Genomic DNA, 20,018 nt, shown 5'->3' on the forward strand with positions numbered 1-20,018 from the left:
CAACTAAATGGTTCGCGTGAGTTAGATCACAGGAGCCGGATTCCGGTTCGGCGTAATCAACGGGCCTCCGACGCGGTCGAGAAGGCGCACAGACACCTATTCACCGGAGAAGACCGACCATGCGCCTCGCCCTCGCACAGCCCGTCCGCGCCCGCCTCGTCACCCCCGACTACCCGGAGCTGCCGATACGCGCGACCCTGCGCTACTGCGCCGCCGAACCCTTCGCCGTGCACGTCGACTTCCCCGCCCACGTCTCGAACGACGGGCACGGGGTGACGTGGACGTTCGCCCGCTCGCTCCTGGAGGAGGGGCTCGACGGGGCGGCCGGGATCGGGGACGTGCGGATCGTGCCGTGCGGGCGGTCCCGTACGGTCCTGGAGTTCCACGCGCCGCACGGCATGGCCGCCATCAGATTCGGTACGGCTCCTCTCCGGCGGTTTCTGCAACGGTCGTACGCCGTCGTCGAGCCGGGAAGCGAGGATCTGGGCCCGGAACTGGACCACGGCCTCATGTCACTGCTCGACGGGGTCTGAGGTTCAGGAGGTCTCCATGGGCGTCAGTACGCGCGTGCCGGTCTGGCGGTAGATCACCGAGCTGCGGAAACTCACCACCTCGCGGCGGGCGCTGAAGCGGTCCATGAGGAAAGCGTGCAGATGCTCGATGTCCGGGACGGCCACATGGACGAGGAAGTCGTCGTCGCCGGAGACCACGAAGACCGAGACGACCTCGGGGAGTTGGGTCAGGTAGCCCTCGAAGTCGTAGATCACCTCGCGGCTCAGCGGACGCAGCCGGGCGAAGACCAGGGCCTGGAGCGAGCGGCCCAGCAGGCGGGGCTGTACGGCCGCGTGGTAGCCGGTGATCACGCCGCGGGCGCGCAGGGCGCGGACCCGTTCCAGGCAGGTGGAGGGTGCGATGCCGACCCGGCGGGCGAGTTCGCGGTTGGTGAGCCGTGCATCGCGCTGGAGATGGGTGAGGATCGCCGAATCAGTGTCGTCCATGGCCGTCATTCTTCCCGCGGTTTCCGAATTTGGTTCGGTCGAGCCGCCCAACTCCCGTACCACGGCCTAGATTTCCCTCGCCTGTCGGACCGAAGGGAGCCCTCGTCCATGACGACCGCTGCGATGACCGCCGCGACGACCGCCGCCGCTCAATCTTCTGCTCAGCCTGAGGGTCGACCCGTCGGTCAGGCCGTCGGTCAGGCCGTCGATCAGGCCGTCGACCACTACGACCGGTTTCTCGCCGAGCACTACACCTGGATGCTCGGCGGCGATCTCGACGCGCTCGCCGCGGCGCAGCGCGCCTCCCTCTCGGGGTGGGGGGTGACTCCGGATGCGGCGGCCTGTCCGGCGGCCGGGTCGCTCGCCGTGGATCTGGGGTGCGGGCCGGGGCATGCGAGCCTCGCGCTGGCAGGTCTGGGCTTCGACTCCGTCCTCGCGGTCGATCTGAGCCGGCCGCTGCTGAGCGAACTCGCCGCGCACGCCGCCCGGGTGCCGGCGGTGCGTGTGGTGCGGGCGGATGTGCGGAGCGCGTTGCGGGAGCTGGTGCGGCCGGGGTCGGTGGGGGCCGTCGTATGCCTGGGTGACACGCTGACCCATCTGCCGACCCGAGGGGATGTGGCCGCCCTCTTCGCTGACGTCGCCGCCGCGCTCGCGCCCGGTGGGACGGCCGTGTTCGCCTACCGCGACCTGACGGTGCCGCTCACGGGCACCGACCGTTTCCTCCCGGTCCGGGCCACCGAGGACCGGATCATGACCTGCTTCCTGGAGTACCCGGACGACTACGACGACTACACGGTCGTCGTGCACGACCTGATCCACACCCGCGTCGCCCCTGACGCCGACTGGACGCTCAGCGCCCGTAGTTACCGCAAGCTGCGCCTTGCCCACAGGTGGGTGGTGGAACAGCTCGGGACGGCCGGGCTGCGCGTCAGGCACGAGGAGAGCGGGCCGGGCGGCATGCGGACGGTCGTACTCGAGCGCGGGGCGTGAGAAAGCCCAGGTCAGAACGTAAAGGCCAGGCCGGGACATGAAAAGCCCAGGTCAGAACCTTCCTGACCTGGGCTTTTCATGTCCCGGCTGGATCAGGACCCGTACCAGAACACCCCGTCGAGTCCGTCCTTGGCGATGGTCTGGGTCATGACGTTGCCGTCCTGCGCGTAGCGCCTGTGCACATCGGTGAGGAAGAAGTCGAGCGCGGCCACCGGCGTCGTGGCATCGCAGGCCAGGTCGCCGCGGAGGCAGAAGCGGGCGACCGGGACGCCCGGGAACTCCTTGGGGCCCGGGCCGGTGGAGGTGAAGCCGAGGGCGCCCAGACCCTTGGGGACCTTGGCCCACATGCCGGTCTCGGGCTGCTTCGGGTCGGCGTACAGCATGCCGTTGACCTGGTCCCGCGGGATGTCGGTGGCGCCGTTCGCGATCGTCTCCAGGACCGCGTCGGCGGCCTGGGCGCCCTGCGAGTAGCCGACGATCGTGAGGTGTGCGGACGGGTCCTTGCGGTGGGTCTCCTTGACGGCGGCGAGGAGGTTCTCGTAGCCCTGGGCGACGCTGCTGTCGTAGCTCGGCGCGGTGATGTCCGGTGTGTTCTGACCGTTGAGCCAGGGGCCGGCGCTGGACGGGTAGCAGACGGGGACGACCTCGGCGCCTTCCTCCAGGTGCTGGTTGGCGTAGTAGAACGTGGTGGTGCAGGCGGGCGCGGGGATCGCGGTGCCGGTGCCGCCGAGCTCGATGTAGTAGTGGCGGGGGGCCTCGTCGGCCTGCGCGACGGTGGGTGTGAGGGCGGCGGCGGCCGTCATCGCCGCCGTGACGGCGACGGCCTTGGCGCGGCGCGTGAGTCGGTTGGTCTTCCGCATTGGGTGTTCCCCCGGTTCCGATGGCGTGTGGGTGGTTGGTGGGACGGCGCCAGACGTTAGGGAGGGGCGATGAAATCGTCGTGAAGCTCGATCCGGCGGAGGCCCGAGACACTGTGCGCCGGCTGTATCGATCAGAGGCGCTGTTGGTGGGCCTGGGCGAGGTGATGTTGCAGCCGGGCGTGGCGGAACTGGTAGACCGCGCCGGCCTGGCGCAGGATGCCGCGCTGATAGGCGTCCTCCAGGAACGTGAGCACGGCCCACGGCAGGCGTCCGGTCAACGGCAGCCAGATCCGGGTGAGGACGAGCCACTGCCCCCAGGCGGTCAGGGTGAGGGCGTAGCCGAGGGTGCCGGCGAGGCCGCTGATGGTGCCGAGCACGAGGCTGGCCGTGGGGCTCCAGAGGAGCTGGCCCAGGTGCCCCTGCAGGAGGTCGACCACGACTCCGGCTCCGAGGCCGACCACCACCCCGAACAGGGGCGCCCCGATCAGCAGTTGGGTGATGACGGTGCGGCGGTTCGTGTGCAGGAGGCTGCGCGGGTTGACGGCGGATTTGATGTCGAGCGGGGTTTCCAGGTGGTCGAGGAAGCAGAAGGTGATCGCGGCGGCGCCGCAGAAGATCAGGCCGTAGACGACGCCGTCGACCAGCGCGATGTTCAGCCCGGCCGAGTATCCGACCTTCCAGCGGTACGTGTTCACCATGCCGGCCACGAACCCGTAGCCGAAGCCGAAGGCCAACCCGCCCAGCCCCCCGATCAGATGTCGGCGCCCGGACTTCCACGGGGTGGGCGCGCGCCTGCCACGGATGCGCAGGCGCATGACGGACGGCATCACCGCCATGTCCTTGACCGCGAACATGAGCCAGTACCCGAACCCGAACATGAGTCCGGAAAGGAGCCCTACGGCCGTCCCGTCCACGATGGAGAACGGCAATGGGCTGCCGATCGCGAACGAGAGGGCACCGTCGACGAGCCCGATGACCAGCCCTGTCATCACCGCGCTGACCAGCGTGCGCGCGGCGGGGCGCAGCCCGCTGCCCAGTCGCCACCAGGCCAGGTCAGGGGTGTCGAGGCGGGCCAGGTGGTGAGCGAGGTAGCCGAGCCAGTGACGGGCGCGGTCGGGGTCGAAGGTGGGGCGTGCTCTGGCGCCGGGGGGTTGCGGGAGTTGGTGGCGGTAGACCGTGGGGAGGAAGTGGTCGAGGAGGTGGTCTTCCAACTCCTCGACGCTGCCGAAGCGTTCGGCGTCCAGCAGTGAGGCCGGGTCGTGGTCGGGGGTGTCGCTGTAGATGGTGCGGGCGAGCGCGACCATCAGCGGGGTGGCCAGGACCGTGGTGAGGAGGGACGCGGGCAGGGTCTGTGGCCGCGTGCGCAGCTCGGTCAGTACGGCGTCCCAGGCGTTCGCGGCGGGGTCCGGACGGCCGACCGTGAGAGTGGTCTCGCGGGTGGCCTTGAGCCCGATCTCAGGGGTGGCCTCGCGGGTGGTCTTGAGCGTGGCCTCGCGGGTGGTCTTGCGGGTGGTCTTGCGGGTGGTGAGGGGCAGGTAGTCGGCCAGGTCGTCGAGGGTGAGGTCGGTGAGTTCGATCGCGGCGGCGGCGGTCAGGACGTCGGTTTCGGCGACCGCGGCGGCGTATTCGTCGGGGCGGCTGGTGAGCAGCAGGGGGAGAGTGGTGGCGTTGAGGGCCTCCAGGGCGGGGCGGCGCAGGCCACCGGCCATCTCGTCGAAGCCGTCCAGTACGGGGAGGATGCGGCCGGACTCGACGAGTGCGGAGGCCAGGCTCTGCCCGTCGGGGCCCTGTGCGGCGTAACCGGGGTGATCGCGCGTCAGCTGAGCGGTCAGCCAGTCCCGCAGGGTGATCTTGGTGGGGTTCCAGCCACCGATGCTGAAGATCACCGGAACGGGGTCTGTGTGACTGCGCGCGGCCAGGTGGTCGAGGACGAAGCGCAGGGCCAGGATCGTTTTTCCCGAGCCCGAGCGGCCCAGCACCACCAGTCGTCCGGACGGGATGCGCCGGAACGTCTCGGTGATCTGGTCCAGTTGGCCGTCCAGGTCGAGGGGGCGGGCCGGGGCCGCGTCCCTGGTGCGACGCCGGAGGATGATGTCCCAGTGGTCGGTCAGGGCCTCGGGGGCCGTGCGCCAGCAGACCGGCAGGGGGCTGGGATCCTGGACCTGCCGCTGTTCCTCCTCGCGCTGCCAGCGGACGGCCACCAGTCTGGCGAGTTGCTCGGCGGGGTCGGTGGGCGAGGTGAGCGAGGCGGGCGGGGTCGGCCCCGGCTCGGGCGCCGCCGGATCCGGCTCGGGCGGCGTTGACCGTCCCGGGTCGAGCAGTCCGGCGGCGATCAGTAAGGTCTCGCGGTCCTCGGGGCCCAGTCGCATGGCGTCGGCCAGCCGCTCCACCGTGTTCAGCCGGGGATTGGAGCGCTTGCCGGTTTCCAGGCCCCGGACCGTGCTCACACTTGCCCCGGAGCGCTCCGCCAGCTCCTCCTGGGTCATCCCCTTCTCGCGCCGCAGCCGTCGCAACTCATCGCCGAACTCACTGGCCACAGTTCACGGCCCTTCCCCCTCAGAAGTCGATTTCCGCAGGTGGGGGACAGTAGCGCGGCCACCGGTCACATATGACCGGTTCAATGGCCTGTCCACGTTTCCTACACCTCCGCGACCTTCGATGGCATCGACGGGATCGACCGGGTCGAGTGCATCGACCGGTCCGGAGAACGGGGAACAACCATGCCTTCGCCGAGCGCACCCCAGAGCCGACCGAGCGGCCGACCGAACGACCGACCGAACGGCCGTTCGAGCGGCCCGAGCAGCCGCACGGGCCATGCGGGCCACACCGGTCACACGGGCGGCCATGCAAGCCGTACGAGCCCTGCGAGCCATGCAAGCCATACGGCCCTCACCGCTCAGGAGCGCGAGCTGCTCTACGCGCTCGGATGCGGCCTGGGGGACGCCGAGATCGCCGGCGCCCTCGCGCTGCCCGAGCATGCGGTGCCGGGGCAGCTGGGCCGCATCCTGGTGAAGTTGGGGCTGCCGGACCGGGCCGCCGCCATCGTGTACGCCTTCGACTGCGGTCTGGTCGTACCCGGACAGGGTCCGCGCCGGCCGACGGCGACGGCGACGGCGACGCCCGGGGTCGGTGTCCGGCAGCGGACGGGCCCCGCGCCCGGCCCCTGGCTTCGGGTCAGCGTGCTCGGCCCGTTGCGGGCGTGGCTCGCCGGGCAGCCTGTGGACGTCGGCCCGGTACGGCAGCAGGCCGTCCTGGCGGCGCTGGCGCTGAGCCCGGACCGGTCGGTCAGCCAGCGGGAACTGCTGGACGGCGTCTGGGGGATGGAGTCACCGGGCGCGAACGTCGTACCGGTCTATGTGTATCGGCTGCGCAAGAGCCTGCGTCTCGGGGAGAGCCCGGGCTCGGTGATCCGGCGCGACCGGTACGGCTACGGACTGGCGCGCGGCGTGGCCGAGGTGGACGTGACGTGCGTGGAGGAACTCGCCACCGAGGCCGGCGCGGCCGAACGAGCCGGCGACCTGGCGGAGGCCGTACGGCTCTGCGCGCGGGCGCTGGAACTGTTCCGGGGCGAGCCGCTGGCCGGACTGCCCGGTCCCTTGGCGGAGTTGGAGCGGCTGCGGCTCACCGAGCGCAAGGTCGCGCTGGCCCAGCGGAAGGCGCACTGGTTGCTGAGGCTCGGCCGGGATGCCGAGGCGATCGCCGAACTGTCCGCGCTGGCCCTTGAAGAGCCGCTGAACGAACCGGTCGCGGCGTTGTTGATGCGGGCGCTGCAGCGCGGGGGCCGGCGGGCCGAGGCGCTGGCCGTCTTCGACCGCACCGCCCGTCGACTCGCGGCGGACCTGGAGGTGGCCCCGGGGGAACTGCTGCTGCGGGCACGGTGGGCGGTCCTGCGCGGGGGCAGCGCGGGCTCCGGCCTCGGTCGGGCGGGGGCGGCATGAGTGAAGGGACCGCACGGGACCGGGCCGAGCAGTTGCTGCTGGCGCGGATCTCCGAAGCCGCCGGCCGGGCACGCCTCGGCAGACGACGTGCCGTCCATCGGGCGCCGCTCACCGCATCCGAGGGGCGGGCGGCGGCGGTCCGGCGGGGGGCGTACCGCTTGCTGAGGGCCGGTGGCAGGCAGGGGGCGACGGCGGGCGCGCGGCTGGACTTCTACGAACACGGGGTGACGGCCGCGGTCGAGGGGCGGATCCATGTCGTCCGCTTCGACACCACGGCGGTGCGTCGGCGCAGGGTGCTGTCCCCGCAGGGCATCGCACGCGTCCTCGTGCTCGTCGACGTCGACGGTGAGCGGGTCGTGCTGCGCTGCGGCGAGTTCGCTCACCCGGAGGTGTGGGGGCCCGAGCTCCGCCGGGCCGTCACCGCCGCCCAGGTGCCACGGGCGCTGGCCGCGCTGGCTCAGGGAACGCGGCTCACCTTCGGGTCCTTGTGGATCACCGAGGACGAGGTCGGCTCCCGCGGGACGTCCCTGCGCTGGCCGCAGGTCGAGCAGATCGAGATCTTGAACGGTGCCGTCGCGATCCGCGTCGCCGGGCGATGGCAGGTGCTGGGTTCCGTGGCGTCCCGGATCCCGAACCCCTTCGTCTTCCACGCCCTCGCCCAGCACCTGGCCGGCCTCCCTCCGCGAGGTGCCGAGCGGGCCGACGGCTGACGGGCCGACAACACACCGGCCGACGACAGACGGGCCGACGACAGACGGGCCGACGACAGACGTAAGGCCCCTTGCTTCACGGCTGTTTCATCGGCTGCTCCTAGCGTCCGGCAGGACGTGTCAGCAGCCCCACGCAACCCGCCCCGCCCAGCACCACGGCTGGACACGATCAGAAGGAGACCGGCATGGCCGACAGTTACCGCTTCCGGTGTGGCGAGTGCGGTTACCGCACTGCCTGGGGCAGCGAGTCCCAGGGCGAGGTGAGGATCGAGACCCACTACTCCCGAAGCCATCCACACACCCTCACCGGAGGGGTGGTCGAGGTCCGCAAAGGGTCCTCCGGGGGCTGCTCCGGCTGCCTGATCGCCCTGGGGGTCGTGTTCGTGCTCCTGCTGCTCGCTTCCCGGCACTGACGAAACAGCGCCCCCGACTCTCTCCCCCCGACTCATCCCTCAACTCACCACGAAAATACGGAGGTTCACCCATGTCCGTCCCCTCCTCCAATCCCTCCCGCCCGACCCGCCGCGCCCTCCTCAAGACCGGCCTGGGCCTCACCCTCGCCGGAGCCGGGCTGTCGGTCGCCGCGCCCGCCGTTCCCGCCATGGCCGCCGGGCAGAGCGGCACGCCGCTGTGCGACCAGCCCGGTGACTCCGCGAGTCAGCAGGGGCTGGGCTCCGGCGACCTCGCCATCCCGTACTACCGGGAACACGACGGCAGTTGGGGCTACGTCTTCGGCGACGCGTGGACGGGGACGCAGCAGAGCGGCCAGTACCTCGGCTCCCCGGTGATGCTGAACCAGGCGAGCTTCGACGCCTCCGGTGCGACACCGATCTCGTTCACCTGGGCGATGCCGACCGGAGGCCAGGCCGGCCAGCTCTTCGACTACGGGCACAACACGGACAACGGGTACGGCCACGAGGTCAGCCGCATTCCGAACGACTGCATCGAGTTCGGCGGCCGCACCTACATCCAGTACACGTCCGTGGCCACCTGGGAGCCGCCGGCCGGCTACGACGGCTCGCTGATGTCCGGTGTTGCCTACTCCGACGACCACGGGGTGACCTGGCACGACTACGACTACCACTGGGCCGGCGACGTGCAGGGGGCCAACCAGTCCCTGTACGGGATGTGGTCGTTCGCGGGCATCGACCCCGACGGCTGGCTCTACATCTTCTCCAAGCGCTGGAACGGCACGCACAGGAACACGGCCGACGGCGGGGCCATCCAGCTGTTCCGCATCCAGCCGAACGACTTCCGCGACGGCAACTTCGGCGCCCAGCAGAACTGGGCCTACCTGGACGGCTCCTGGCACTGGACCACCGCGGCGCCCCCGTCGGTCATCCTGACCGGGCACAACACCGGCGAGTTCTCCGTGAAGCGGATCGGCGGCACGTACTGCATGAGCTACTTCGACGTCGACATGGGCGCGATCTGCACCCGCACCGCGCCCCGCCCCGACGCCGGGTGGAGCATCCCGATCCCGCGGATCACGGCCCTGACCGTGCCCAATCTCTACGGCGGCTACATCCACCCCGGCAGCGCGAGCGCGAACTCGCTGACGCTGATGGTGTCGCAGTGGAACGGCACGGGGGGCTCGCCGTACCGGGTGCTGCAGTTCGACGGCATCAATGCGTAGGGGCCCTAAATGGTTTGTCCCGCGAAATCGGCTCGCCCTACAGTGAGTTGACTTCGACGAGACGTTCCCCTGGAAAGAAGCCGCAGAGCGGGAACGTCCCACCTCACGGAGGTGCCGGAGGGGCGGCAGCTGACTTTGTCGACCCCTCTTTTCGGAGGCCCCTTCATGAACGTCGGTATGAACATCGGCATGAACGTCGGTGTGAACGTAGGCATCGGCCTGCCCATCGGCGACCCCGCCACCCTGCTCACCTGGGCCCGTCGCGCCGACGCCGGGCCCTTCAGCACGCTCGGTCTGCTCGACCGGCTCGTCTACGACAACCCCGAGCCGCTGATCGCCCTGGCCGTCCTCGCGGGCGCCACCTCGCGCATCCGCGTCCAGACCGAGGTGCTGCTCGCCCCGCTGCGGGACACCGCCCTGCTGGCCAAGCAGGCCGCCACCCTGGACCGGATGACCGACGGCCGCCTGGTCCTCGGCCTCGGCATCGGCGGCCGGGACGACGACCACCGTGCCACCGGCACCGACCTGCGCACCCGGGGGCGGCGCCTGGACGAGCAGATGGCGACGCTGTGCCGCCTGTGGTGGGGCGAGCCGTACGGCGACGGCGTCGGCCCGATCGGTCCGGCGCCCGCCCGGCCCGGCGGCCCGCAGGTGCTGTTCGGCGGCTTCAAGCCCGCCGCGCTCGAACGCGTCGCCCGCTGGGGCGACGGCTTCCTCGCGGCCGCGGCGCCCTCCTGGGCGGGCGGCCTGTTCGACACGGTCCGCGAACTGTGGAAGGAGTACGGCCGCGACGGCGAACCCCGCCTCGTGGCCCAGGTGAACGTCGCGCTCGGCCCGCAGCACGTGCTCGACGACGCGCGTGCCCGCATGCACGCGTACTACGCCTTCACCGGCATGGCCGACCGCATGGTCGAGGGCCTGCTCACCACCCCGGCCGAGATCCGCGCCGCGATCAGCGCCTTCGCCGACCTGGGCGCCGACGAGGTCATGCTCTACTGCTACGGCCTCGACCCGGACCAGGTGGACCGCCTGGCCGACGTGCTGTGAGGCCGCTCCGGTAACTCCGCTGCTGCCCTGCCTGGAGGCCATGTGTTCCTGCTGATCCTGCTGTTCGTGGTGGTCGCGGTGATCGTCGCCGTGGCGCTCTGCGGATACGGCGGCCGCACCCTGGCCGACCACGGCTTACGACGCGCGAGCGCCCCCGCCGCACTGCGCGGCCTCGCCGCCCTCGCGGGTGCGGGCGCGTGCGCCCTGTACGCGTGGGGGCTGCTCGCCGTGTGCGGTGCGGTCATGACGGCGGAGGACGGCGGCACCGACTCCTCCCCGCCCCGGTCCTGCCGTACGGCGGGCTGGTCGGAGCGGCACCGGCAGGGCATCGAGATCGTCGACCACAAGGTCTCGTACGTCCCGCTCGGGTTCGTCTGCGAGACGAGCGACGGCGGGAGTTACGACAACGGTGACGTGCCCGGGTACGTCAACCCGGCCGTTCTGGCCCTCGCCCTGACCGCCGCCGGGTGCGCGATCGGGGCGGGGTACGCCTCGGAACTGCGCGCCCGGGCCGAGTTGCGAAGGGGCGAGGCCGGTTAGCCTCGGTTCTCCAGGGCTCGGCAGAAGTGGTCGGCAGAAGTGGTCGACGTAAGTGGTCGGCAGAAGTGATTGGAGTCAGCATGGCGAAGGTTCCCAGTGCGGTGGTCGCCGCGAGCGGACTCGTCGGGGGGTACGGTGTGGCCCGGTGGACCAGGAAGCGGCAGCTCGGCGGGGCCGTACTGGCCGTCGCGGGGGCCACGGCCGCGCAGCAGTGGCGGCAGCAGGCGGGCGGGAAGGCCGCGGGGGCGCTGACCGCCGCGTATGTCGCCGCCTTCGCCGGATCGCATCCGCTGGCCAAGAAGGTGGGCGCCTGGCCCGCGGTCTTCGGGGTGGCGGGGGCGGTCGCCCTGGCGTCCTGGGCGGTGGCGGACCGGCGCCCACGCCGCTAGGCGTACTGATCACGAGCATGGTCGACGGTGCCGGAACCTTCGCAGCGGGGCGGAGTGGCGTGCGTCCGTCCCCGAGCGGAGAATTTCCTCTTGGCCGGACTTCCCTGTCCCGCGGAGGTGCCGATGACGGATCCGCAAACGATCCTGTGGCAGGCGCGCCAGGGTCCCGTTGCGGCGGACTGGCGTGTGTTCACCAAGAGGCGGGGCAAGCTGTCCGGCTTCTTCCACGGGACATCGGACGATCCGGACCCGCTGCTTGTGATCACGCCGGACGGCGCCGTCGAGTACATCAGTGAACGCAAGCCGCTGACGATCGTCGCCTTCCAGGATCTGGCCGGCATGAAGCTACGAGTGGCCAGTTCCGATTCGTCGGCCGCCGTCTCCACCTGGATCGACCTGCGCTACCTCGACGGCAGCAAGACGAAGTGGCGGTCCGCCGCCTTCGGCAACAACCTGGAGGCGATCCAGGGCTTCATCGAGGCCTACGGCGCCCACAAAGCACTTCGCGGGTACGCGTAAGTCTCGGTGCACCCGGCCCATCCCCGATCGGCGTCCGGAGTTTCTGTTATCCCCCGCGGTCTCCCCCCGTCTCCTCACCGTCCCCAGCCGCAGGCACGCGAGGAATGACGACGTGACACGACAGATCAGCCGCCGGAGCATGCTCAAGGCCGCGGGCGCGGCAGCCGGAGCCGTCGGTATCGGTACGGCCGTGCTGCCGACCCCTGCCGTGGCGGCCGGCGCCTACGCCCACCCCGGCCTCCTGCACACCGGCGCCGACCTCGGCCGTATGGCCGCCAAGGTGAAGGCCGGCGCCGCTCCCTACACGGCCGGGTTCGCCAAGCTGACCGCCAACCGGCACGCGCAGAGCGGCTGGACGGCCAACCCGCAGGAGATCGTGTACCGGGGTGCGGGCTCGCCGCAGAACTACCGGACCCTCTACAACGACGTCCACGCCGCCTACCAGAACGCCCTGCGCCACCACGTCAGCGGTGACAGCGCGCACGCCGACACCGCCGTCGCGATCCTCAACGCCTGGTCGGCCAAGCTGACGAGCGTTCAGGGCAGCGCCGACCGGTTCCTGGCCGCCGGTCTGTACGGCTACCAGGTCGCCAACGCCGCCGAACTCGTCCGCGACCACCCCGACTTCGAGCTCGGCCGGTTCCAGGAGATGCTCAGCACGAGTTTCGCCTCGCTCAGCGACGACTTCCTGGTCCGGCACAACGGCGCCGTCGTCTCCAACTACTGGACCAACTGGGACCTCGCCGCCATGTGCTGCGTCCTGGCCACCGGCATCTTCTGCGACGACAAGGCCCAGGTCGCCCGCGCCGTCGAGTACTTCAAGCACGGAGACGGGCTCGGCTCGGTCAGGAACGCCATGCCCGTCGTGCGCGACGACGGACTCGCCGAGTGGCTGGAGGCCGGCCGCGACCAGGGGCACGCCCTGCTCGGCGTCGGCCTGATGGGCACCTTCTGCGAGATGGCCTGGAACCAGGGCATCGACCTGTACGGCTACGACGACAGCCGCTTCCTCAAGGGCGCCCAGTACGTCGCCAGGTGGGCCATGGGCGGACAGGTGTCGTTCACCGCGAACACCCGCAGGAAGGGCGCGATCAACGGCTGGTCGGGCTCGGAGACCGTGACCCAGGCCGCTCCCGTGGACCCGGCGATGACCCGCCCGATCTGGGCGATGATCGCCAACCACTACACCAAGCGCCGGGGCCTGTCGGCCACGTACCTCACGCAGATCGCCGCGAAGTCCGCCCCGGAGGGCGGCGGCGGGGACTACGGCCCGAACAGCGGCGGCTACGACCAACTGGGCTTCGGCACCCTGGCGTTCACGCGGGACAAGGCCACGGGGACGGGGACGGGGACGGCCGGTTCGCCCGACCCGGCGGCTTCGGCCTCGTCGTCCGCCGCTGCCGGTTCGGGATCGGGGTCGGGGTCGGGGTCGGGGTCGGACCCCCGGCCGCAGACGGGCGGCTCCGCGGCATCGCCCTCCGCGTCCGCCTCCTCCGCCGCCGGCGGTGACCTCGCCGCCACCGGCTCGAACGACGTCATCGGCTGGACCGCCGCCACGGGCATCACCGCCCTGGCCGGCGGCCTGCTCCTGCTGCGCCGCCGCGACCGCATGCGCCGAGACGCCACCGAGTAACCCGACTCCCCTCGGCCAGGGGACGTGCCGGGGGTGTCCGCCGCAGGCACCCCCGGCCGAACCGCCGGAGGCCTACGCCCCCAGTGCCCGCGACACCGTGTAGATCAGCAACCCGGCCAGCGAACCCACCACCGTGCCGTTGATCCGGATGAACTGCAGGTCGCGGCCGATGTGCGCCTCGATCTTCTTCGTCGTGTGCTCGGCGTCCCAGCTCGCCACGGTGTCCGTGATCAGGGACGTGATCTCCTTGCGGTAGGTGGTGACGACGTAGACCGCCGCGCCCTCGACCCAGCTGTCCACCTTGGCCTGGAGCCGCGGCTCGACCGCCATCCGGGCGCCCAGCGACAGCAGCGAGGCCCGCACGCGCAGGCGCAGTTCACTGCGCTCGTCCTCGGCGGCGGAGACGATCATCGACCGTACGGCGGTCCACGCGGACGCGATCAGGTCCTGGACCTCGCCGCGCCCCAGCACCTCACCCTTGAGCCGCTCCACGCGCGCGCGTGTGTCCGTGTCGGACTGCAGGTCGGAGGCGAAGTCGGTGAGGAAGCGGTCGAGGGCGCCGCGGGCCGGGTGGGAGGGCATGTCGCGCATCTCGGTGACGAAGCGGAGCAACTCCTTGTAGACGCGCTCGCCGACCCTGCGGTCGACGAACTTCGGGGTCCAGCCGGGGGCACCGCCCGTCACCGCGCTCATGATCTCGTCGTCGTGCAGGATCAGCCAGTGCTGCGCCCGCGCGACGATCAGGTCGACGGCCCGCTTGTGGCCGCCGTCCGCGACGATCCTCTCCAGCATCTTCCCTATGCCCGGCGCGATCTCCTGGGCGTCCGCCCTACGGGTGATCGCCTCCCCCACCACCGCCTGGACGTCCGAGTCGCGCATGACCGTCAGGGCACCTCTCAGCGCCGCCGACAGCTCCGCCGTCACCCGGTCGGCGTGCTCGGGATCGGCCAGCCAGGCGCCGAGGCGGCTGCCGATGCCGACGGCACGCAGGCGCTGTCGTACGACGTCCTCGGAGAGGAAGTTCTCCCCGACGAACTCGCCCAGCGAGACCCCCAGCTGGTCCTTCTTGTTGGGGATGATCGCGGTGTGCGGGATGGGGATGCCCAGCGGGTGGCGGAACAGGGCCGTGACCGCGAACCAGTCGGCCAGCGCGCCGACCATGCCGGCCTCGGCGGCCGCGGCGACAAAGTTCGCCCAGTCGCCGGCGCCCTCGTTGGACGCCCACTTGGCGAGGACGTACACCAGCGCCACGAACAGCAGCATCCCGGTCGCGGTGATCTTCATCCGCCGTACGCCGCGCTGCTTCTCCACGTCGGCGGCGGTGAACGTCGTCATCGCACGTACGGCCGATACGGGGACGCCCCCGTTATCGGCGGCACCCGGCCGGGCATGCTGCCCTATGTCACGTGTTCCCGTTAGATCCGGATTCGTACGTTCCATCCGCTCCACCCGTCCAGTGATCCCCCGCACACATTGTCCCTTCCTGACCGACTCCTGGAACGAATCAAGAGTTCCCGGCGTCTGTCCGGTGGGGGGAGGTCGATGGCGAACTCCGGATGAACTCCGGCGGCCCAATGGGGGGTCCGTGCAACTCCCCTCTGCCTCATGACGCATCATGAGGTGATCACATCGGAGCCTCGGGCTCCCATCCGCCCGAGGAGACACGCACCGCATGACCAGGCGTAACGGTTATGCTCTGCTGGCCGCGATGATCGCTCTGATCGTCACACTTTCGGCCGCCATATACGTCGGATTCGCCTCTGACGAGGGCAGCGCCACCGGCAAGAGCGCCCCCGTCAAGGAAGGCGCCCCGCGGGGTCCCGCAGCTCCCGCCTCCACCGGCATCTGGGTCGGCGCATGGTCCGCCTCGCCGGTCGGCGCCGAGCCTGGCACCGAGGTCGCGGGCCTGGCGGGCAGCTCGGTCCGCAACGTCGTGCACACGAGTGTCGGCGGCAAGAGTGCCCGCATCACGCTGTCCAACCTCTACGGCCAGTCGGCCCTGACGATCACGCACGCGTCGATCGCCGTCGCCGCCGGCACCGGGACCGCGGCGGCCGTCGCGGACACCATGCGCAGGCTGACCTTCGGCGGCAACCCGACGGTCGTCATCCCGCCGGGGCAGCAGGTGCTCAGCGACGCCGTGCGCCTCGCGATCGCCGCGGACGCCGACGTCCTGGTCACCACCTACTCCCCCACCCCGTCGGGTCCGGTCACCTTCCACCCCCACGCACGCCAGACCAGCTACGTCGCCCAGGGCGACCTCACCGAGGACGCGACCGGCGTGGCGTACACCGGGCAGGTCGAGGCCTGGCGGTACCTGACCGCGCTGGACGTCCTCAGCAACGAGTCCGACGGCACCGTCGTGGTCTTCGGCGACTCGCTGACCGACGGCATCACGTCCACCGAGAACGCCAACCGCCGCTGGACGGACGTCCTGTCGCGCCGGCTGCGCACGGCGATCGCGGCCGGCGAGAGCGTGCCGCGCTACAGCGTCGTCAACCAGGGCATCAGCGGCAACCAGATCCTCGCCAGCGGCGCCGGGCGCCCCGCGGACAACCAGGCCGGCATCGGCCGGTTCAACCGCGACGTCCTCTCCCGTACGAACGTCAAGGTCGTCGTCATCGACCTCGGCGTCAACGACATCCTGCGCAACCCGAACCTCGCCGACCCCGACCGCATCCTCGACGGTCTGCGCGCCCTGGTCCGCCAGGCCCACGCCCGCGGTCTGAAGGTCATCGGCGCGACCCTGATGCCGTTCCAGGGCCACCGCGGCTACACGGACGCCCGCGAGAACGTACGTCAGCAGATCAACGCCGAGATCCGCGCGGGCCGCGTCTTCGACGCGGTGGCCGACTTCGACCAGGCGGTCCGGGACCCGTACAACCCCCGCAAGTTCCGCCCCGACTACGACTCCGGCGACCACCTCCACCCGAGTGACAAGGGCTACGAGCGGATGGCGGATTCCTTCGACCTGCAGGACTTGAAGGGCGCGGCACCGGCGGAGCTGTAGTGGTGCTGTAGGGGGCGGGCTTCGACGTACGCTCAGTCGTCGTCCCGCGCCCGCGCCCGCTTCCGATGCGGGTCATGTGCATGCCGCCACATGTCCCGATGGTCCTCCAGCATCTCCCGATGCGCCTCGTGCTGCTCGTCCCGAACCGAAGCCCGCAGCTCGCGGCGTTGCTCCCGCCGCTCCAGCCGCTCCCGCCGCCGCTCCTCCCGGAGCGCCTGCCGCTGCGCCCGTGTCGGCTTCCGCCGGACCTCGACGCCGCCCCAGACGGCGAGCCCGGTCACGATCACCCGAGGCGCTCCCGGATCCCCCGGCACGCTCTCCTCGCGTTCGTCGAAGCCGCCCATGATCCCGACACCGCGCACCACGACCTCGACGCCGGGCGGCACGATCACTTCCACCCCGCCCATGATCGCGATGCAGTTGATCACGATCTCCCGGTCGGCGAAGTTCGCCTCCCGCAGATCGATCTCCCCGCCCCCCATGAAGGCGACCCCGGTGAACCGCTTCGGCGCCGTCCACCGCCCCTTGCGCTGGAACCCGGACATCACGGCGACGCCCCACGTCGACGACCCCTCGCCGCCGACGATCCGGCCCGCCCAACTCCCGTCCGAGAGCTCGGCCTTCTTGACCATGTCGACCTTCGGAACGGCCACCGCGCCGACGGGCAGATCCCGGGTGATCGGCGCCAGTTCCCCGTACGTCCGCGCCTTGTAGGTGGCGTCGAGCCGTTCCTCGAACTCCTCCATGTCGAGACGTCCCTCCGCGAGGGCGTCCCGCAGGACCTCGGCGACTCGTTCACGATCGGCGTCGGAGGCGCGAAGCTCCGGGGCATCGTCGGTCATGTACAGCAGCCTACGAGCAACCCCGGCCCGGGGCTACGAGATCGCCTTCCCCGCGTTCCCCGCGTTCGCCGCCTTCTCGGCCTGCTCGGCGTACATCTTCGCGATCACGGCCTCGATGTCCGGCTCCCGCACCGACAGATCCACCAGCGGATACTCCGCCGCGATCCGCGCCACCAGCACCGCCGCCGACTCGGCCGCGGGAAACGCCAGCCACTGCCGCGGCCCCTCCACCTTCACCACCCGCGCGGGCGCCGCCTCGATCGGCGGGAGCTCGCGCTCCAGGTCGACCACCAGGGTGCGCTCGCTCTCCCCGACCTCGTGCAGGCCGACGAGCGGGCCGTCGTACATCAACCGCCCGTGGTCGATGACCATCACCCGTGAGCACAGCTGCTCGATGTCCTGGAGGTCGTGCGTGGTCAGCAGGACCGTCGTGCCGCGCTCGGTGTTCAACTCCCGCAGGAACTCCCGGACCTTCGCCTTGGAGATGACGTCGAGCCCGATCGTCGGCTCGTCCAGATACAGCACCTCGGGGTCGTGCAGCAGCGCCGCCGCGATGTCGCCGCGCATCCGCTGACCGAGGGAGAGCTGACGCACCGGGACGTCCAACAGCACGCCCAGGTCGAGGAGTTCGACGAGGCGGTCGAGGTTCTCGCGGTAACGGGCGTCCGGGATGCGGTACATGCGGTGCATCAGCTTGTACGAGTCGATCAGCGGCAGGTCCCACCACAGCGTGGTGCGCTGCCCGAACACCACCCCGATGCGGTGCGCGAGCCGGGTGCGCTCGCGGGACGGGTCGATGCCGGCCACACGGAGCCGGCCGCCGCTCGGGGTCAGGATCCCGGTCAGCATCTTGATCGTCGTCGACTTGCCGGCGCCGTTCGGCCCGATGTAGCCCACCATCTCGCCGCGCGCCACGGTGAAGGAGATCGAGTCGACGGCCCGCACCTGCCGCCGCTCCCGCTTCAGGAAACCGGTCTTCTTGCGTACGTCGAAGACCTTCTCGACACCGTCGAGTTCGATGAACGTGTCGTCCATGGCCTGCCCTCAGCTCCCCTAACTCCCCGTACTCCGATACGACCGCAGCCCCGCCCGCCACGCCAGTCCGGCCAGCGCACAGCACGCCGCCGCCACGAGCGGGGACATGAAGGCCGCCCATGAAGGAAGGCCGATCGGGTACGGCCGCCCCAACACGTAGGCGGCCGACACCCAGTTGACGAAGGCGAGCGGCAGCATGAACGTCACCCCGCGCACCAGGTCCTTGCCGAACACGGTCGGCGGATACTGCAACAGCGTGGTACCGCCGTACGTGAACGCGTTCTGCACCTCGGCGGCGTCCTGCGCGAAGATCTGGAAGGCCGCGCCCGCCACGAAAAGCGCCGAGAAGATCGCCGCGCCGCTGACCACCATCACCGGCACCAGCAGCACCTTCGGCGCGCTCCAGTCGACGTCGACCGAGACCAGCGCGTACCCGAGGACGACGGCGCCCTGCGTGATCCGGCCGAGGCGGCGCAGCGCGAAGTGGTCCGCGCCGACCTGGGCGAGCACCGGCGCGGGGCGCACGAGCAGGGTGTCGAACGAGCCGTCGCGGATCCGCCCGCCCAGGACGTCCATCGAGCCGAGCACAAGGTCGGCGATCCCGAACGCCGTCGCCGACAGCCCGTACAGGAAGGCGACTTCGGGCAGCGACCAGCCGCCCAGCGAGTCGACCTGCGAGAACATCAGCAGGATCGCCACGAAGTCCAGGGCGGTCACGACCAGGTTGCCGAACACGGTGACCACGAAGGAGGTGCGGTAGGTCATGCTGGACCGCACCCACATCCCGGCGATCAGCCCGTAGGCCCGCAGCCCCTCGGCGAGGGCGTGGCGCTCACCCACCCTGCACCACCACCCGCCGTGTCGCCGCCGACTGCAGCAGCCGCCCCGCCGCCAGCAGCACCACCGCCCACGCCGCCTGGAAGGCGAACGCCCCGAGCGGGTCCGTCTCGCCCATCAGCACATCCGCCGGCATCTGGATCTGCGCCGCCCAGGGCAGCACCAGCACGATGTCGCCGAACACGCCGGGGAAGGCGTTCAGGGGCAGCACCATGCCCGAGAAGAAGATGCCCGTGATCATCAGGGCCTGGTTGACGCCCATGCCGTCCATCAGCCAGAACACGCTCAGCGCCGCCAGATAGCGGATCGCGAAGCTGACGACCATCGCCAGCAGGAGCGCGACCAGACAGGCCGCCCAGGCGGAGGGCGCCGTCGGCAGTGCCATCGGGAAGAAGATCGCGCCGAACGCGAACGGGATCACGCCCCGCCCCAGCATCTGGAACAGCGCCCGCCCCATGTCGCCCGCCAGCCACCACAGTTGGAGATCGGCCGGCCGGTAGAGGTCGACGGCGATCTCACCGGTGCGGATGCGCTCCATCAGGTCCTTCTCGGCGCCGCCGCCCTGGATGGCCAGCGTCGCGTAGAGGCATTGCCCCAGCCACACATAGGTGACGGCCTGCGCCTGGTCGTACCCCCCTAGGTGGGGTTTCTCGTCCCACAGCGCCAGATAGGTGTAGACGAGGATCACGCCGAAGACGGTGTTGGTGAACACCCCGGCCGCGGTGGCCGCCCGATACGTCGCGTATCGTCTGAATCCGCCCGCCGCGACGGCCAAGTACAACCGCCCCGAGCCCACATCCACAGCCCTCCTCGCCCGCCCGGCACCGAAGCGCAGGAGCCTAGTGCGCGCGCGACGGGGGCTGCCAGCCAATTTCCGGGCCGGACGCACGGAACGCCCGGCGCGAGAGCCTGCTCACTTTCCGCGGACACGCGCCGGTTTCCGGGAACGGAACGCCTGGTGCGAGAGTCTTCAATGGGGGCGCAGTCAGGCGTACGAGGCGTACAGGAACGTACGACGCGAAACAGGAGTCCGT

The 20,018-nt window shown here is 70.8% G+C and carries 20 protein-coding genes; 12 read left to right on the forward strand and 8 right to left on the reverse strand.

Annotated features, from left to right (window positions below):
• Positions 1-119 precede the first annotated feature (119 nt).
• Positions 120-533, forward strand: coding sequence for an SsgA family sporulation/cell division regulator (locus tag EHO50_RS06305; protein WP_128428758.1), 414 nt, complete (start codon positions 120-122; stop codon positions 531-533).
• Between the two features lie 3 nt (positions 534-536).
• Here the strand turns inward: EHO50_RS06305 and EHO50_RS06310 are convergent, their stop codons facing one another.
• Complete coding sequence (locus EHO50_RS06310; protein ID WP_128428759.1) at positions 537-998, reverse strand: Lrp/AsnC family transcriptional regulator; 462 nt, start codon at positions 996-998, stop codon at positions 537-539.
• 108 nt (positions 999-1,106) lie between these two features.
• Here EHO50_RS06310 and EHO50_RS06315 point away from each other — a divergent pair, with 108 nt between their 5' ends.
• Positions 1,107-1,988, forward strand: coding sequence for a class I SAM-dependent methyltransferase (locus tag EHO50_RS06315; protein ID WP_246101037.1), 882 nt, complete (start codon positions 1,107-1,109; stop codon positions 1,986-1,988).
• A gap of 92 nt (positions 1,989-2,080) precedes the next feature.
• Here the strand turns inward: EHO50_RS06315 and EHO50_RS06320 are convergent, their stop codons facing one another.
• A complete protein-coding gene (locus EHO50_RS06320) occupies positions 2,081-2,848 on the reverse strand; it encodes a PE-PPE domain-containing protein (protein WP_128428760.1) in 768 nt (255 codons plus the stop codon).
• A 131-nt stretch (positions 2,849-2,979) separates the two neighbouring features.
• On the reverse strand, positions 2,980-5,385 hold the full coding sequence (locus EHO50_RS06325; RefSeq protein ID WP_128428761.1) for a helix-turn-helix domain-containing protein: 2,406 nt from the start codon (positions 5,383-5,385) through the stop codon (positions 2,980-2,982).
• Positions 5,386-5,568: 183 nt separating this feature from the next.
• Here EHO50_RS06325 and EHO50_RS06330 point away from each other — a divergent pair, with 183 nt between their 5' ends.
• From EHO50_RS06330 to EHO50_RS06370, 9 genes are all read left to right on the forward strand, one after another.
• Positions 5,569-6,786, forward strand: a complete 1,218-nt coding sequence (locus EHO50_RS06330) for an AfsR/SARP family transcriptional regulator (protein ID WP_128428762.1) — start codon at positions 5,569-5,571, stop codon at positions 6,784-6,786.
• Positions 6,783-7,496 (forward strand): DUF6585 family protein, encoded by a 714-nt coding sequence (locus EHO50_RS06335; RefSeq protein ID WP_128428763.1) that lies wholly within the window; start codon positions 6,783-6,785, stop codon positions 7,494-7,496. Before EHO50_RS06330 ends, EHO50_RS06335 begins: the two co-directional genes overlap by 4 nt.
• A gap of 185 nt (positions 7,497-7,681) precedes the next feature.
• Positions 7,682-7,909 carry a hypothetical protein gene (locus EHO50_RS06340; RefSeq protein WP_128428764.1) on the forward strand — a complete coding sequence of 76 codons (228 nt, stop codon included), beginning with the start codon at positions 7,682-7,684 and terminating at the stop codon, positions 7,907-7,909.
• 71 nt (positions 7,910-7,980) lie between these two features.
• Positions 7,981-9,132, forward strand: a complete 1,152-nt coding sequence (locus EHO50_RS06345; protein WP_128428765.1) for a glycoside hydrolase family 183 protein — start codon at positions 7,981-7,983, stop codon at positions 9,130-9,132.
• A 201-nt stretch (positions 9,133-9,333) separates the two neighbouring features.
• Positions 9,334-10,179 (forward strand): LLM class flavin-dependent oxidoreductase, encoded by an 846-nt coding sequence (locus EHO50_RS06350; RefSeq protein WP_128429010.1) that lies wholly within the window; start codon positions 9,334-9,336, stop codon positions 10,177-10,179.
• A gap of 42 nt (positions 10,180-10,221) precedes the next feature.
• On the forward strand, positions 10,222-10,719 hold the full coding sequence (locus tag EHO50_RS06355) for a hypothetical protein (protein WP_128428766.1): 498 nt from the start codon (positions 10,222-10,224) through the stop codon (positions 10,717-10,719).
• A gap of 80 nt (positions 10,720-10,799) precedes the next feature.
• Positions 10,800-11,108, forward strand: coding sequence for a hypothetical protein (locus EHO50_RS06360; RefSeq protein WP_128428767.1), 309 nt, complete (start codon positions 10,800-10,802; stop codon positions 11,106-11,108).
• Between the two features lie 123 nt (positions 11,109-11,231).
• Complete coding sequence (locus EHO50_RS06365; protein ID WP_128428768.1) at positions 11,232-11,627, forward strand: hypothetical protein; 396 nt, start codon at positions 11,232-11,234, stop codon at positions 11,625-11,627.
• 139 nt (positions 11,628-11,766) lie between these two features.
• Entirely contained in the window at positions 11,767-13,260 is a 1,494-nt protein-coding gene (locus tag EHO50_RS06370; protein ID WP_128429011.1) for an alginate lyase family protein, read from the forward strand.
• Positions 13,261-13,332: 72 nt separating this feature from the next.
• Here the strand turns inward: EHO50_RS06370 and EHO50_RS06375 are convergent, their stop codons facing one another.
• Positions 13,333-14,700: a DUF445 domain-containing protein gene (locus EHO50_RS06375; RefSeq protein ID WP_128428769.1), complete on the reverse strand. Its 1,368-nt coding sequence runs from the start codon at positions 14,698-14,700 to the stop codon at positions 13,333-13,335.
• A 232-nt stretch (positions 14,701-14,932) separates the two neighbouring features.
• Here EHO50_RS06375 and EHO50_RS06380 point away from each other — a divergent pair, with 232 nt between their 5' ends.
• A complete protein-coding gene (locus tag EHO50_RS06380) occupies positions 14,933-16,270 on the forward strand; it encodes an SGNH/GDSL hydrolase family protein (protein ID WP_128428770.1) in 1,338 nt (445 codons plus the stop codon).
• Positions 16,271-16,302: 32 nt separating this feature from the next.
• On the opposite strand, the gene EHO50_RS06385 is transcribed toward EHO50_RS06380, so the two are convergent.
• The 4 genes from EHO50_RS06385 to EHO50_RS06400 are packed head-to-tail and all read right to left on the reverse strand — an operon-like array spanning position 16,303 to position 19,780.
• A complete protein-coding gene (locus EHO50_RS06385) occupies positions 16,303-17,112 on the reverse strand; it encodes a DUF1707 SHOCT-like domain-containing protein (protein WP_128428771.1) in 810 nt (269 codons plus the stop codon).
• Between the two features lie 33 nt (positions 17,113-17,145).
• Entirely contained in the window at positions 17,146-18,147 is a 1,002-nt protein-coding gene (locus EHO50_RS06390) for an ABC transporter ATP-binding protein (RefSeq protein WP_128428772.1), read from the reverse strand.
• Positions 18,148-18,165: 18 nt separating this feature from the next.
• Complete coding sequence (locus EHO50_RS06395; protein ID WP_128428773.1) at positions 18,166-18,987, reverse strand: ABC transporter permease; 822 nt, start codon at positions 18,985-18,987, stop codon at positions 18,166-18,168.
• Positions 18,980-19,780, reverse strand: coding sequence for an ABC transporter permease (locus EHO50_RS06400; RefSeq protein ID WP_164904778.1), 801 nt, complete (start codon positions 19,778-19,780; stop codon positions 18,980-18,982). Before EHO50_RS06400 ends, EHO50_RS06395 begins: the two co-directional genes overlap by 8 nt.
• Positions 19,781-20,018: the final 238 nt, after the last annotated feature.

The organism is Streptomyces cyaneus, from assembly GCF_004028635.1.
Classification (GTDB): Bacteria; Actinomycetota; Actinomycetes; order Streptomycetales; family Streptomycetaceae; genus Streptomyces; species Streptomyces cyaneus.